At 59.2% G+C, this 16395-nt stretch carries 9 protein-coding genes; 7 read left to right on the forward strand and 2 right to left on the reverse strand.

The genetic code is table 11. The features are described from left to right. Positions 1-48: 48 nt before the first annotated feature. From B2J77_RS07565 to B2J77_RS07595, 7 genes are all read left to right on the forward strand, one after another. Positions 49-4530, forward strand: coding sequence for an NEL-type E3 ubiquitin ligase domain-containing protein (locus B2J77_RS07565; RefSeq protein ID WP_078478297.1), 4482 nt, complete (start codon positions 49-51; stop codon positions 4528-4530). Positions 4531-4655: 125 nt separating this feature from the next. Continuing rightward, a complete protein-coding gene (locus B2J77_RS07570) occupies positions 4656-6302 on the forward strand; it encodes an AMP-binding protein (RefSeq protein WP_078478298.1) in 1647 nt (548 codons plus the stop codon). Between the two features lie 13 nt (positions 6303-6315). Beyond that, positions 6316-7083 (forward strand): SDR family NAD(P)-dependent oxidoreductase, encoded by a 768-nt coding sequence (locus B2J77_RS07575; protein ID WP_078478299.1) that lies wholly within the window; start codon positions 6316-6318, stop codon positions 7081-7083. Positions 7084-7094: 11 nt separating this feature from the next. After that, positions 7095-8288 (forward strand): acetyl-CoA C-acyltransferase, encoded by a 1194-nt coding sequence (locus B2J77_RS07580; protein ID WP_058639405.1) that lies wholly within the window; start codon positions 7095-7097, stop codon positions 8286-8288. An 8-nt stretch (positions 8289-8296) separates the two neighbouring features. Further along, positions 8297-9424 (forward strand): acyl-CoA dehydrogenase, encoded by a 1128-nt coding sequence (locus B2J77_RS07585; RefSeq protein WP_058639406.1) that lies wholly within the window; start codon positions 8297-8299, stop codon positions 9422-9424. 13 nt (positions 9425-9437) lie between these two features. Beyond that, positions 9438-10211 (forward strand): enoyl-CoA hydratase, encoded by a 774-nt coding sequence (locus B2J77_RS07590; protein ID WP_058605646.1) that lies wholly within the window; start codon positions 9438-9440, stop codon positions 10209-10211. A 38-nt stretch (positions 10212-10249) separates the two neighbouring features. Then, positions 10250-10489: a hypothetical protein gene (locus B2J77_RS07595; protein WP_145257510.1), complete on the forward strand. Its 240-nt coding sequence runs from the start codon at positions 10250-10252 to the stop codon at positions 10487-10489. 1530 nt (positions 10490-12019) lie between these two features. Here the strand turns inward: B2J77_RS07595 and B2J77_RS21610 are convergent. Then, positions 12020-13033: a polymorphic toxin type 44 domain-containing protein gene (locus B2J77_RS21610; RefSeq protein ID WP_228385168.1), complete on the reverse strand. Its 1014-nt coding sequence runs from the start codon at positions 13031-13033 to the stop codon at positions 12020-12022. A gap of 434 nt (positions 13034-13467) precedes the next feature. Next, entirely contained in the window at positions 13468-16395 is a 2928-nt protein-coding gene (locus tag B2J77_RS07615) for an aminotransferase (RefSeq protein WP_078478301.1), read from the reverse strand.

Consider the following 16395-nt stretch of genomic DNA (forward strand, 5'->3'; position numbering starts at 1 on the left):
CGCCCATCACACAGTCCAGGTTGAATCAGCATCGACAGGACCTACACGATGTCAGCTTCCCTCACGACTGCTTCCGGCTTCAATGCGTCCTCTGCCAAGGTCGCAAGCGCTACCCATGACTTCATAGCCGCGCGCCTGCCTGAGTGGCTCAAGCGCGCTTCTCCCGCTCAGCTCAACCGGCTGCGTGACCGCTTCAAAGCGCACCAGGCCAGCCAGGAACGCGTGCGCGCCTCTACGCGGCGGTTGATTCCACTGCAAAGCTTCGCTGAGTTGCATATGCAGAGGCTGGTTGCAGATCTGCCGGGCAGCCCGGCCCTGGATGCGCTGCAGTGGCGGGAGATACGGCGCAATTTCAAAGTCCCGCAAGGCACCGGCCTCCCGATCGATGAGGTAATCGAGTTGAGAGAGCCTGCCGTTTTGCGCCTGATGCAGAATTTTCACGAGCAGGCTAGCTTCTACCTGGGCACTGGTCTGGTGAATACAGGTGAAGACAGCTTGCTCACCGCAGACATCGATGCCCTGGTGCAGGCATGCCGGGACCTGAATGCTGGCGGGCGCTATCAGAAGCTCTTGTCGCAGGTGTTCACCGACGACACCTGCAACGCACTGATTGCAGACAAGCGAGCGGCGCTTGAGTTAGCTACCGAAGTGGCAGCACTGCGCGGCGATCTGACGGCTGGACAACAGATTGCGTTGGCGGGCTTGGCGAGCGATGAGGTCGATCACGGCGAGCTGCGTGCCTACCCAGGCTTGCTGAGCATGCTGGGGCATACCCTGTGCGATGTCGTGCTCGTCCAGTTGCGCGATGAGCACGGTACGGATCGAGGGAGCATACTCTACAGGCCCAGCGATCCTGGCCAGGCATTGCGCCATTTCACGTCCATCCAGGAAATGAACGCCGTGCTCGCGACCGCTCTGCAGAAAGAGAATTACCGGGCTTACTTCAGTCAGTTGGTCTCTGTGGAGGGGCGCGCTTCCTTTCTCGATACATTGAACAAGCGCTTGAGCGACCCCGTGCCTGACCTGTCGCTTGAAGGCGTCACAGGAACGGAGGATATTTTCTCAAGGCTGGTCGACCAGCAGGTTCAGCGAATCAAGGACGACGCGCGTCTGTTGTTGGTGCCAACCGCGCAGGTGGACCGACACGCTTCTGAAGTGCGACGCAACCAGTGGCGCTCGTTGGGTTGGAATCTGGTCAATCTGGCTGGACTTTTCATACCTGTGATGGGCGCAATGCTGCTTGGACAATTGGTAGTGCAAACGCTTTCGGAAGTCTTCGAGGGCGCAGCGGACTGGCATCACGGTCATCAGCACGAAGCTCTGGAGCACATGCTTGGTGTGGCCGAGACGATAGCAGTGACTGCCGTTATCGGCGCCGGAGCCAACATACTGGCCAGGGGATATGCAACCACTGATTTTGTAGAAGGACTGGAACCGGTGCGCGGGTTCGATGGGAAGTCGCGGCTATGGGCCAACGACCTCAAGGTCTACGCCAGCTTGCCGGAGGACCCACAACTTGGGAGCGACGGTTTGTACAGGGACTGGGGGCGAGCGTTCTTCCGTAGTGGCAAACGCTATTTCCAGGCGCATCGCCCTGATCCTAGTGGGCCATGGCGCTTGCGTCATGCTCAGCGTCCGGAAGGCTTCGGGCCTGTTCTCGAACACTTTGGCGAGCGAAGCTGGCGGTTGAACGATGGTCGACCACTGGAAGCGGATCAGCCCGATCTCATGCTCGAACAGCTTTGGCCTCAGGCAAGACCGCTCACTCACCAGCAGGCGAGCAAAGTGTTACAGGCCGCCGGAATCGATGTTGCCGCGCTACGGGGTTTACTGGTAGAGGCGCGGGACATTCCAGCCAGTCTGCGTGACAGCCTGGAGCGTTTCGAAGCCGATGCGCGTGTCAGCAGGTTTTTTACAACCCTGCAAGCTGGTGCAAGCCCACGAAACGAAGAAGCGTTGATGCAGTGGTGCCTGGAGCAAACCGTTGCTGGTGGAGGGTCGCAGTTGCATGAGCGCCTTCTTGAAGATGCAGGTCGCTTACGCGGGCTCATGTTCAAGCACCTCTGCCAGATACCGAAGGGCGATGATCCATTGTCCTCAGTCATCAGATCCGACATGCCAGGTCTGCCCGAGCGTTATGTCCAAGCTCTGGCCGCTGACATTGGGCGAACCGAGCGTGATCTTGCCCTGAGCACGGGAAAACTGCCATTGCGTTGCCTGTGCCAGGGTGCGTCGTTGCTGCGTGTTGCCAGGCTGACCCGGGCCATGTGCGGTGTGTACCTGCCCAACGCTTACTGCGATGAAGCGGGCGAACTCGCATTGGCCCTGCTGCAGCGATTGGACGCATGGCCGGCCTTGCACATAGAGCTCTGGACAGACGGCCCGGGTGCACGCCGGATTGCGACGATAGGTGATCAGTCGCCGGATGCAAATCTGATCAAAATCGTTCACAAGGAGGGGCGTTTCCGGGCCATCGAAGAGGCAAGTGTAGGCTATGGAGCTTTGATAGACGAGTCGCACGACTTCTACCAGACGCTACTCGCATTGCTGGAGCCTGCCCAGCGCACAGCGCTTGATCTGGATGGCGACCACGCTGCCGCGACCTTGCGTGATCGCCTCATTGCACAGATGCCTGAAACGCACGCCGAGGTCGAACAACTACTCGGCTGGCCTGGAAAGGATCGTTGGTTCAATCCAGGCCGACGTATGCCCGACGGTCGCGTAGGCTACCCACTCAGCGGTCGTCCGGCTCTAAGGCGTAGCCCCGACAGCCTGCTAAGGAACCGTTTGCGCAATCTGTACCCTGGCCTGGATGAAAGTGCAATCGACAACCGCTTAGCGCGTTTGCTTGAGGGCCCTCATGCTCCCTATGACGCCTTGTTGGAGCTGGAAGAGGACCATGCTGATCTCGAACGACACCTGAGCCGCTGGACAGACTTCGAGTCCAATCCGGCCCGTCAGCGGGTCCGTCGGCAGGTCGCCGACCAGATCCGCCGGGCCTGGCGACAGACGAGCGAACCTCTGGGCGATGAGGCGGCCGGTCAGCGGCTGAGCCTTGTCAATCTGAATGTGGGCAGCTTGCCCGAGCTGCCTGCCCATATCGAGTTCGAACTCACAAGATCATTGGTCATCAGTGACGTGCCGATTACGCACATGCCCGCTGGATTCCTTTCATGCTTCACCCGTTTGAGAGAGTTGAACCTGAGCAGCAACGGTCTGCTGGGCGTGCCTACGGAAATTGCCTACCTGGTCGAGTTGCGAACCCTGCGCCTTGCACGCAACAGCATTCGGCTGGACGATCACGCCTTGAACGCGCTCACCCGCCTGCCGCAGTTGACTCACCTGGATCTGAGCTACAACCCGCTGGGGGCATTTGGGATGCGCTATAACCAGTTGACGCGCCTGGTGGAACTCAACTTGCGTCACTGCAGGTTGGGTGGATGGCCTCACGGGTTGGAGTTGTGCAGCACCTTAGAACGCGTCGACCTGCGTGACAACCTCCTGCACATTGTGCCTGCGGAAATTCTACAGCTGCCACACGCCCGCCGAATGAGCTTCATGGTGGAGCGAAACCGGTTGAGCAGCGTCGAGATGCAGCGGCTCTTTGCCCTTGATTCAATCGCCGAGCATTTCCATCTTCCCGAGCCGCGGCGAGTAATCGACCCGCAGGTGACCTGTGATCTTTGGCTCGATGCAGGCGATCCGCAATTGCGTGTAAGCCGTCAGGCTCTCTGGTCGCGCCTGATGACTGATTCGGACAGCGATGGCCTGGTACGGCTGCTAGGGCTTCTTGAAGATACCGGTGATTACGACACTGCATCGTTCCAGCTGGCGGAGCGGGTGTGGGCTCTACTCCAAGCCATTGATGGCAACGAGCAACTGCGGCAGCGAATCCAAAGTCTGGCTCGTCTGCCATTGACCTGCATGAACACCGTTGCTGATCGGTTCAGTGAGCTACAACTCAGAGCACTCGTCGATGGGGCTGAGCGCAACGTCGCGCCGGAGCGTGGCAATGATCTATTGGGTATCGGGCAGCAACTGTTTCGCCTGGACCGACTTGAGCAGGTCGCCAGGCGCGATGTATTGCAGCGCCTGGCTGCGCGGGAAAGGGTGGACCAGGCTGCCGTCAGCCTGGCCTACCGTGTGAGGTTGCGGGCTCGCCTGAACTTGCCGTGTCAGCCCCATAGCATGCTCTACGCCGATGCTGCCGAGCTGACCAGCATTCAGCTTGAGAACGCCTACCGTGAGGTGATGGCAGCGATGACCCCTGACGCGCTATCAATGAGCCTGTCCCAACGTGTGTTCTGGACAAGGTTCATCCATGAACGGCACCCCGAGGTGTTCGATGCGCACCAGGCCCAGTTTGTCGCACGTCGAACAGCGTTGGCCTTGCGTCAGTCGACGATGGACGCTGGCGATTATCAGCTCCAGCTCGACAGCCTGGACACCGAACAAGCCGCTCAGGACCAGTCGCTGGTATTCGAATTGACCCGGCAATTGCTGTTGGGGCGCGAACGCGGATTGGGCTAACCGCCGTTGTGGCCAAACCGATCATCCACAATGAATGGTTTGGCCATTGTGGTTACGCCTGAGCGGCGCGAACATCGTCCGGACTTAACCGTGCACTCCAACAATAAAAAAGCAGGAGTCTGACGATGCGTGACTACGCCGAGGCCGCTCGCTCGTTCCATTACCTTGGTGCCGCGCAGGCGGCCTTGCAGGGCGAGCTGCAGGCCCTTAACGCCTGTGTCGAGTGTTGTGATCGCCACACGGGCGTCGACAAGGTGGCCCTGCACTGGCTGGACAGTGAAGGCAACTACGAGCAGCTGAATTTCGATAGGCTGCAAGCGCTGGCCTCCCGCTTTGCCAGTGTCCTGCGTGCCCATGGTGTCAGTGTGGGCGACCGCGTAGCGGGGCTGTTGCCTCGCACCCCGCAACTGCTGATCACCATTCTCGCCACCTGGCGCCTGGGTGCCGTTTATCAGCCGTTGTTCACCGCCTTCGGGCCTGCTGCGATCGAGCACCGACTGCATCAGTCGCATGCCCGTGTTGTGGTGACTGACCGCAGTAATCGGATAAAGCTCGATGATGTCAAAGCTTGCCCGCTCACGATCACGGTCGATGCCCGCGATGGCGAACCGGACTTCCAGCGGTGTCTTGAAAACGCCTCGCCTGATTGCGAGCCGGTCATGCTCACAGGTGACGATCCCTTCCTGTTGATGTTCACATCTGGAACCACCGGGCCTGCAAAACCCCTTGAAGTACCGCTACGGGCCATCGTAGCGTTCCAAGGCTACATGCGTGATGCCATCGATCTGCGCCCCGAGGACAGGTTCTGGAACCTGGCTGATCCGGGCTGGGCGTATGGCTTGTATTACGCAGTCACCGGGCCGCTTTCATTGGGCCACGCGACCACCTTCTACAATGGCCCCTTCAGTGTCGACAGCTGCACGCAGGTCATTACCCAGTTGGGCATCAACAACCTGGCCGGCTCGCCAACGGCCTTTCGCATGCTCATTGCAGCCGGCGAGCAGTTCAGTACCCCAGTCAAAGGACGCCTGCGCGTGGTGAGCAGTGCAGGGGAGCCGTTGAACCCGGAAGTGATCCGCTGGTTCGCCGAGCATGCCGGGGTAACCATTCATGATCACTACGGGCAGACGGAGCTGGGCATGGTGCTGTGTAACCATCACGGGCTGGGCCACCCGGTGCACGTAGGTTCTGCAGGTTTTGCCGTACCGGGGCATCGGATTGTGGTGCTCGATGAGCAGGGACGCGAACTACCCGCCGGTCAGCCGGGTATCCTGGCGGTGGATCGCGAACAATCGCCCTTATGCTGGTTCGCCGGTTACCACGGGTTGCCGACCAAGGCCTTTGTCGGCAAGTACTACCTGAGCGGCGATACCGTCGAACTGAACCCCGACGGCAGCATCAGCTTCGTCGGGCGCAGCGATGATGTGATTACCACGTCCGGGTATCGGGTTGGGCCTTTCGATGTGGAGAGCGCATTGATCGAGCACCCAGCCGTTATTGAGGCTGCAGTGATCGGCAAGCCTGATCCTGAGCGCACCGAGGTGATCAAGGCATTCGTGGTACTGGCCAAGGGTTACGGCGCCAGCGCCGAGCTTGAAGAGCAGCTGCGCCAGCATGTTCGCCAGCGCCTATACGCCCATGCCTACCCCAGAGAAGTCGAGTTCGTCAGCGAGTTGCCGAAGACCCCCAGCGGCAAGCTGCAACGCTTCATCCTGCGCAATCAGGAAATAGCTCGACAACACGCGCAGCTCGCCACCACGGCCAGCGCTTGAAAGGAAACCGACCATGCAAATAGCCAACAAACACTTCATCGTCAGCGGCGCTGCCTCCGGTCTAGGCGCCGCCACCGCGCACATGCTCATCGAGGCAGGCGCCTCGGTCATGCTTGTGGACCTCAACGGCGACGCCGTGCAAGCCAAAGCCCGCGAGCTGGGCGAGCGCGCGCGTTTCAGCGTGGCCGACATCAGTGACGAAGCAGCTGCAAAAGCGGCCGTATCGGCAGCACTTGCAGCGTTCGGTAGTCTGCACGGTCTGGTGAACTGCGCAGGCATCGTGGGCGCTGAAAAGGTATTGGGAAAACAAGGCCCGCACGGCCTGGCCAGTTTTGCCCGTGTCATCAATATCAACCTGGTGGGCAGCTTCAACTTGCTGAGGTTATGTGCCGAGGCGATGGCCGACGCAGAGGCGGACGACGAAGGCGAACGGGGCGTGATCATCAACACGGCCTCCGTCGCGGCCTACGATGGTCAGATCGGGCAATGTGCCTATGCAGCGTCCAAAGGGGCCGTTGCCAGCCTGACGTTGCCCGCAGCGCGCGAGCTGGCGCGCTACGGGATTCGCGTGATGACCATTGCGCCGGGCATTTTCGAAACCCCGATGATGGCCGGGATGACGCCCGAGGTTCGTGACTCGCTCGCAGCGGGCGTGCCTTTTCCTCCGCGCCTTGGGCGTCCGGAGGAATACGCGGCGCTGGCGCGCCACATCATCGAGAACAGCATGCTCAATGGTGAGGTCATCCGTCTGGACGGTGCCTTGCGCATGGCAGCCAAGTGAGGATTACACCCATGAATACCCGAGAAGATCCCATCGTCATCGTCAGCGCAGTACGCACCCCGATGGGGGGGTTGCAAGGCGAGCTTAGCAGCCTGTCTGCCGTGCAGTTGGGCAGTGCGGCCATTGGCGCCGCGATTGAGCGCGCTGGTGTGCAGGTGCACAGCGTCGATCAAGTGCTGTTCGGCTGCGTGTTGCCGGCAGGCCTTGGGCAGGCGCCGGCGCGTCAGGCTGCACTGGGCGCTGGCCTGGGCAAGCACACTACCTGTACGACGCTTAACAAGATGTGTGGGTCCGGCATGCAGGCCGCCATTCTTGCCCATGACCTGCTGGCGGCAGGCAGCGCCGACGTGGTGGTCGCCGGTGGCATGGAGAGCATGAGCAACGCCCCATACCTGCTGGACAAGGCCCGCGGCGGTTACCGCATGGGCCATGGCAAGGTGATCGATCACATGTTCATGGATGGTCTTGAGGACGCCTATGACAAGGGTCGCTTGATGGGCACGTTTGCCGAAGACTGTGCCCAGGCCAATGGTTTCAGCCGTAAAGACCAGGACGATTTTGCCATCGCATCGCTTACCCGTGCCCAGCAGGCCATTCTCAATGGTCGCTTTACGGATGAAATCGTCCCGGTGGAGGTGACTGAAAGCAAGCAACGCCGTCTGGTCAAGGACGACGAGCAGCCGCCCAAGGCGCGCCTGGACAAGATCGCGCAATTGCGCCCGGCGTTTCGAGACGGCGGTACGGTAACGGCTGCCAACGCCAGCTCCATTTCAGATGGCGCGGCGGCACTCGTGCTGATGCGTCGCTCCGAGGCGCACAAGCGAGGTTTGAAACCGATGGCCGTTATCCACGGTCATGCGGCCTTCGCCGATGCACCGGCCCTGTTCCCGACCGCGCCTATCGGGGCAATCGACAAGCTGATCAAGCGCACGGGTTGGGCGCTTGCCGATGTCGACCTGTTTGAAATCAATGAAGCGTTCGCCGTGGTGACCCTGGCAGCCATGAAGCATCTGGACCTGCCCCACGGCAAGGTCAACATCCATGGCGGCGCCTGCGCACTGGGCCACCCGATCGGCGCTTCAGGGGCGCGCATCCTGGTCACGCTGCTGCACGCCCTGCGCCAGAACAACCTGCGTCGTGGGGTGGCGGCCATCTGCATTGGCGGTGGTGAAGCCACGGCCATGGCTGTCGAATGCCTGGAGTGAGGTAAACCATGCTGGTCAACGAAGAACAACAACAGATCGCCGATGCCGTGCGCAGCTTTGCTCAGGAGCGGCTGCGCCCTTTTGCCGAACAGTGGGACAAGGAGCATCGGTTTCCCCGCGAAGCCATCGAGGAAATGGCAGCGCTCGGCCTGTTCGGCATGCTGGTGCCTGAACAGTGGGGCGGAAGCGACACCGGTTATGTGGCCTATGCTATGGCTCTGGAGGAGATCGCGGCCGGCGATGGTGCCTGCTCGACCATCATGAGCGTGCACAACTCGGTCGGGTGTGTGCCTATTCTGCGTTTTGGCTCTGAACAGCAAAAGCGTGCGTTTCTAACGCCCCTGGCAACCGGCGCCATGCTCGGGGCATTCGCCCTGACCGAGCCACAGGCAGGCTCCGATGCCAGCAGCCTGAAAACCCGCGCGCGCCGTGAGGGCGAGCACTACGTGCTCAATGGCAGCAAGCAGTTCATCACCTCCGGCCAGAATGCCGGGGTGGTGATCGTGTTCGCCGTGACGGATCCGCAGGCCGGCAAGCGCGGCATCAGCGCGTTCATCGTGCCGACCGACGCACCGGGTTATCAGGTGGCCCGTGTCGAGGACAAGCTCGGCCAGCATGCTTCCGATACCTGTCAGATCGTGTTCGACAACGTGCGCGTGCCTGTGGCCAACCGACTGGGTGAGGAAGGTGAGGGCTACAAGATTGCCTTGGCCAACCTTGAGGGCGGGCGCATCGGCATCGCGGCCCAGTCGGTAGGCATGGCGCGCGCCGCCTTCGAAGTGGCCCGTGACTATGCCAAGGAGCGGCAGAGTTTTGGCAAGCCGCTGATTGAGCATCAGGCTGTGGCTTTTCGCTTGGCGGACATGGCAACCCAGGTCGCCGTCGCCCGGCAGATGGTGTTGCACGCTGCCGCCTTGCGCGATGCGGGGCAACCTGCGCTGGTGGAAGCGTCCATGGCCAAGCTCTTTGCTTCGGAAATGGCAGAGAAGGTGTGCTCACACGCCTTGCAGACCCTGGGCGGTTATGGCTATCTGAGCGACTTCCCGCTGGAGCGCATCTATCGCGATGTGCGGGTTTGCCAGATTTACGAAGGCACCAGCGATATTCAGCGCATGGTCATTGCGCGCAATCTTTGAAGGAGCAGACCACATGGCATTTGAAACCATCCTGTTGGACATTCATGGCAAGGTTGGCCTGATCACGCTCAATCGCCCGCAGGCGCTCAACGCCTTGAACGCGCAGATTGTCAGCGAACTGAACCAGGCCTTGGATCAGCTCGAGCGCGACCCTGGCATTGGCTGCGTGGTGCTCACAGGTTCGGCGAAGGCGTTTGCCGCTGGCGCTGACATCAAGGAAATGGCTGAGCTCAAGTACCCGCAAATCTACGTGGACGACCTGTTCAGCGATGCCGACCGCATCGCCAACCGGCGCAAGCCGATCATTGCCGCCGTGTCGGGGTTTGCGCTGGGCGGTGGTTGTGAGCTGGCGATGATGTGCGACTTCATTTTGGCTGGCGATAATGCCAAGTTCGGTCAGCCTGAAATCAACCTTGGGGTGTTGCCGGGCATGGGAGGCACGCAGCGCTTGACCCGTGCGGTGGGCAAGGCCAAAGCCATGGAGTTGTGCCTGACCGGTCGCCTGATGGGTGCTGAGGAAGCGGAGCGCTCAGGGCTGGTGGCGCGTGTCGTGCCGCAGGACGAGCTGTTGCAGGAGGCGCTGAAAGTGGCCGCCACTATCGCTGCCAAGTCCATTCCGGTAAGCATGATGGTCAAGGAGAGCGTTAACCGCGCGTTCGAAGTCACCCTCAGCGAAGGTGTGCGATTCGAGCGGCGGGTGTTTCATGCGGCGTTCTCTACCGAAGATCAGAAAGAAGGCATGGCCGCGTTCATCGCCAAGCGTGAGGCGCAATTCAAGGATCGTTGATGGGGGCGTTTTGCAGGGATTTGCACGGTGGTTCAAGGATGAAGAAGCGTCGCGCTCAGGGTGATGCAGGTGCGATACTTTTGGTGTTCCTGTTTGTTGCTGCGCTTATGATGTTGGCGTCTCGGTATCCCAGCATGATCGAGCGCAGGGTTGAAGCGCGCAAAGCGCAGCAACAGGCGGTGCAGCCTGAGCGGCGGGTTACCGAGACGACAGTTGAGATCATGTTGCAGGACGAGCGGCGTTTGCCGCAGCTAGAGTCGGAGGCATTGATCAAGTAGCCAAAGTGGCTTTTAATCCTTGCCGCTGCCGCTGCCGCTGCCGCTGCCGCTGCCGCTGCCGCTGCCGCTGCCGCTGCTCTTGCTCTTGCTCTTGCTTCTAAGCGCGCGGTCGTCCAGGCGCCGCAGATCGCGACTTCAGGAGGCCGAGCGCAGGGCTTGCGGAGGGAGGTGACAGGCATGGATGCCTGTCAAGCGCTGGGCCCCAGGATGGGGCCTGCAGCGCGGTCCTCCCGGGAGCAAGCCTGGAGCGAGGGAACCCCGGAGCGTAGCGTAGGGGCCGGATGATAGGAGCAGGCGGTTTTTGCTTACTTTTTGACAAGACAAAAAGTGAGCCGCCGTAAGGGCGGAAAGGTGACTGTGCGCCACTCGCGCCAATGAATACCAACTTGCTATGTGCGCCCACGCTTTTAAGTTTTAAGTTTTAAGTTTTAAGTTTTAAGTTTTAAGTTTTAAGTTTTAAGTTTTAAGTTTTAAGTTTTAAGTTTTAAGTTTTAAGTTTAAGTTTGATTGCGTTGGTGTGGGTGTTGAAAGAGAGCATAGTCCATTTGCGATGGCGACGCTTAATCACCTTTTCGCCATTACGGCGAGTCACTTTTTGTCAAACGCGACAAAAAGTAACCAAAAAACGCTGCGCTCCATTCATACGGCCCCTACGCTGCGCTTCGGGGTTCCCTCACTCCGGTCTTGCTCCCGGGAGGAGCGCGCTGTAGGCCCCATCCTGGGGCCCAGCGCTTGACAGGCATCCATGCCTGTCACCTCCCTCCGCAAGACCTGCGTTCGGCCTTCTGAAGTCGCGAAGATCAAAAGCAAGATCAAAAGCCAAAGCAAGATCAAGATCAACAGCAACAGCAAAAAGTTGACGATGTAAGGTCAGGAGTTAATACGTGGCGTGCGAGCAGAGTCAGGGTTCGCGTCGTTGCTTCATTAATGTGTGCTTGCCCAGACACTATGGTTAAGTGAGTTTCTGCCTGAAGCATTGCCGACTGAGTCGGGTCGGATTTTCCTTATTTCTATAGGCTAATCGATAGGGCAGTTAAGATCATGACTTTGATAGTCAGCGGGGTGTCCGTTTCTCCCGCTGGGAACGATTTTTTGCAGCACTGGTGTGCCTTAATATACCTCCATTATGGCATTCGTGCCTCCAGTTCGAATTTCACCTCATTCAAGTTACCTTCGACCTTGTAATAGGCCGTATTGTGGAATTCGTAGATCTTATTTAGGGTGCGTAGTTTTACGGATCGGCTCGTAATCTCGTAGACCGCACCCGTACTTCTCGTCACCAAAAAAGGAACTGAATCTTTGCTTCTTTGCAAGGCGGCTTCATGACTGGGCTGGACCTCCATCACGAAGTGCCTGTACACGTGAGGGACTGTAGCGCCCCCACCACTGTACCGAACTTCATAGATGGCGCCGTTCTCTCCGACACGGGACACGGAAATGATTTCATCGGGATCTGGCAAAGTACGGTTGGATGCATAAATGTAGATCATCTGGCCTAGGCAGAGCAGTGTTAATAACCAGAGGCAAATCCTAGTGTTCTTTGGACTTGGCATAATCAATACCTGCTTTAATCCATGCTTGATCTACTGGATCGTCACCGTATGGCGCCTCTGCCCACCAAGCGTCGAAATCCGCTTGCGATGTGCCTGAAACCAACTGTGCAGCCCCTGCAGCTCTTAAGAGGACGGCTTCGGATATCCCGCTTGCAGTACCTGTAGCACCATAATTGAAATTTCCAAAGCTTTCAAACTGCGAGCCCAGCTGCTTGTAATCCCACTCACCACGATTACGCACTTTCTTATAAAACCAGCTCAGTAGAAAAGCGGTACCACCATTCTTGAAGTGCTCTTTTTGAGCTTTGGATTCTTCGAGGTTCTGGTCAAGTGATACACCTGGGGGTGGAGAAGGATACTGATTCAGACGAATCTGTTCCATTGCCGCGCTTAGTGCTTCCGCTGCGCGGATATTTTGTGTGCTTTCGATAGCTAAAAGGGTTTCTACACGCGCTCGTAGACGTTGTGCCATTTCAGTGTAAATTTGAAAAAGTTTAACAGCTTGTAAACTGTCCGCCCAGTCCGCTAGGCGCTTTTGGTCGACTACCACCTTGTAGCCTTTGGCGCGTACAAAGCTGGAGGGTTTGGCACTGGCCGGATCAAAGCCGTGATTGCTGGCGAAACGCAGTGCAATGGCGTTTTTTTCAGTGGCGGTTGATTCTTTGGCCATGTAGAGTTTGATTAATACATTTTTCTCGTTCCTGACAATATTGATGGGTGTTAATATGTCGATGGTCGTGTTTAGTCCGCCTGCCTCCAAGATGTCAGCATCTAGTTCGGCATCCAATGCGTTTAAGTTTTCATCATGTTGCTGATTAATTTCATTTTCTTTCTGTGTCATCCAGTCTTGGACATATTCGTTAGCGCGAATCAACCAGTCCAATGTGTCCTGTGCTTGGGGGTCAAGAGGTTCCACAACTGGACGGACAGTGAGTGGCGAAAAATCGGGACGACGATCAGTAATGACCGTGGCAGGTAGCTCTCTTGGCATTTAAATGACCATTATCTAGATGTTACGTTTGAGTGGGGTGCCGTGAGGTTGCTCTCGGCTCAGGAACCTTAAAAAAGAACCCGGGCGCACGCAAGATAATGAGATAAAACGAAACATATTCCTATTGCGGCTTCTGTGTCTATTCTGTTGTAACAAGAAGAAACGGATACGCATTTAGTTGTGTAGTAGGTTTTCTTCAATGCAGTGTCATGGCTCCTGGCCAAGTATTTAGATGCTGTACAGCGCGTCCCACGACTTATTATTGCAGGCGATAAATGCACCTTGACTTGGCTGGGCACACGTCACGATAGCGCGGTGCCCAATTCACACTACTGATGCCGCTAGATAGGTCAGCCGCCTAGCCACTTGGGTCGCCCGCGTGGCCGCGGGCCCATATGGACGGCTCAAAGATTCAGGCCAACAGGCCATCCCCCTCACACGCCCTGCGAAAGCACCCGATCAATACAGTCCACAAAATAATCCACACTCGCCCGCGTGGTGCACATCGGCGGTTTGATCTTCAGGATGTTCAGGTAATCGCCCGTCGGCTGCATGAAAATCCCCAGCTCGCGCAGACGGTTACACAGCACCATGGTTTCCTCGGTCGCAGGTTCCAGCGTATCCCGGTCTCGCACCAGTTCCAGCCCCAGATAAAAGCCCGAACCATGCGCCGCACCCGCCAAGGGATGCTTGTCGACCAGCGCTTGAAGGCGGGCCTTGAAATAGCGCCCCGTCTCGCGGGCGTTGTCCCACAGGCCCTCCTGCTGCAACACATCCAGTACCGCCATGCCAATGCGGCAACTGACCGGGCTACCGCCGGCAGAGGAAAAGAAGTAACCCTCAGCCTCCAGCGCCTCGGCGATTTCGCGACGCGTGATTACCACCCCCAGCGGCTGGCCATTGCCCATGCCCTTGGCCATGGTGATGATATCCGGCACCACGCCTTGCTCCTCGAAACCCCAGAAATGTTCCCCTAGACGGCCATAGCCCACCTGCACTTCGTCGGCGATGCATACCCCGCCGCGTGCGCGCACCTTGGCATAGGCCGCTTGCAGGTAGCCCGGCGGCAAGGCAATGCCGCCGGCATTGCCATACACAGGTTCGCAGATGATTCCAGCCAGCTGGCGCCTGCTCGCATCGAGTTCGGCCAGCCGGTTATCGACGTCGCGCAGGTAGTCAGCGGCGCTGTCCGGGCCTCGGAAACGGCCGCGGAACGTGTTTGGGGCTTCGACCGGGTGCACCCAGGCGGGGCGGGTTTCCAGGGCCTGCGGGTTGTCGGCAATGGACGTGGAGATCGCATCGGTCGCCACTGACCAGCCATGGTAGGCCTCCAGTACGCTGAGCATGTCGCGTCCACCGCTGTAGGCCCATGCCAGGCGGATTGCCAGGTCATTGGCTTCAGTACCGCTGTTGACCATGAAAACGCGGTCGAATCCGTCGGGCGCCAGGGCCAGCAGGCGTTCGGAGAATTCGGTGACGGCGGCGTAGTGAAAGCGCGAATTGGTGTTGAGCAGCGACCATTGCCGTGCCGACTCGGCCGCCATGCGCGGATGACCATGCCCGAGTACGGCCACGTTGTTGAGCATGTCTAGGTAAGAGCGACCTTGCAGATCGATCAGGTAGTTGCGCCAGCCGCGCTCGATCTGGGGTGGATCTAGGTAATAATGCTTCTGCGACCGGGCAAAACTGGCCCCGCGTCTAGCCAGTAACGCGTGAGGGTCTGGCAGGGCGTCTGCGTTGCAGTCCAACCTCAGTAAGCCCGCAGGAGAAGGGCACAGGGCCAGCCATGCTGGCGCGCGGGAGGGCGCGGCGAAGAACGGCGGTTCGAGGCTGCTGTCCAGGCATAGCTGGACGCTGAGCCTCTCCCCGCTGTTGCCCAAGGCATCGCCCTTTCGCAACCATTGCCCATCGGCGGGGGCCTGTGCCAAACCAGTGAGCCACAGGTCCCATGAGGAGCTGCGCAAGTACCCGCTCTGTTCATCTACAGACCGCCACGTGCCGTCCTGCGGCGCCTGCACGGCCGTGCCAGGCTCCAGTTTCAGCTCCACCCCCAATGCGCAGGTTGCCGGTTCTTCGCTACGATCGATGTGTGTCTGGGACAAGCGATACTGCCCATGCAACGTGCATGCTGGTGCTGACTGGGCTGCCAGCAGGCGCTGGTCGAAACCTGGCACCTCCCAATTGCCGGCATCGCAGTGCACGCTCAGCACCCCCAAATCGAGGCGGGCGACCGGGTGGCCAGCCACGGTAGGTAGCAGCGGTGCGCAATCAACGAAGCAGGGGGCCGAAGGCGCCGAACCAGCTGCCTGTAAAATGGCGACTTCCATCAGTGCCAACGGTGCGGCCTGCGCAGTCTCGAAAATCTGCCATTCATGGGCGGCGTTATCGCGAATGTACTGGTTACCGGGGTCGATGGCCTGCTGTTGAGCACTGCTGAGCACCAACACGATTGCACGGTTGACCACCAAGGGCCACAACGCGCGTAGTTCTGCCTCGGTCAGCGGATTGACCGCCTGATAGGCACTGACGGCGGCAAGCACTCTGAAAGGGTCACCGTCGGCATGATGCAGCAGCGCTGCGCAGGTCACCGACAGATCGGCAACGCGCCAGGTGCGAACCAGGTCGCCGAAATCGATGAGCCCCTGCAGTTGCCACTGGCGCTGCGCATCTTGAGCCCAGACGGTGTTGTCATCGGTGATGTCCAGGTGCACGGCCTGGATGGGCAACTGCTTCATCAGAGGGGAAAGGCGGATGGCAGCGGCTCGTGCTGCCTCGCTCAGCCGTCCGCGTAGCCTTGGGTCTTCCACCTGTGCCAGCAGGCGGTCAATCAATGCCGGGGCGTGCCTGGGGTCCCATTGCAGCGTGCGTGCCAGACCTTCGTGGTCGAAATCTGCAAGGGCCCTGTCGACCTGCGCGCAAAGGGTGCCCATCGCCTGAATCACAGGGGCTGGAAGCCACCCGCATCGGGTCAAGGGCTGTCCTTGCAAGTATTCCAAGACCCGGACCCTCAGCGCTTGCCCTTCGATATCCAGTGTCAGCAGGGTGTTGCCAGTCTTTGCGGCAACCACCGAAGGCACTGGCAAGCCCTGGTCACGCAGCACACCCAGCGCAGCATGCTGAGCGTGCAGCTCGGGCTCGGCGTAGCTGGCGTGGCACGCCTTGAGCACGAACTTGCCCTGGCCAGTATCCATAAGCACATTCAGATCCTGTTGACTGCCAAGCGGCTGTAGTTCGCCGCAGAGGCCGTAATGCTCCGAGAGCAGTTCACGTGCCTGGGAGAGTGCTAGGCAGGGCGCTGGCAGGCTCACACGTTCTGTGATCTGGCGAAGGACGGTGGCGGCATCATGAAGACGTGTAGGCAT

It is taken from the genome of Pseudomonas parafulva (assembly GCF_002021815.1).
Lineage (GTDB): Bacteria > Pseudomonadota > Gammaproteobacteria > Pseudomonadales > Pseudomonadaceae > Aquipseudomonas > Aquipseudomonas parafulva_B.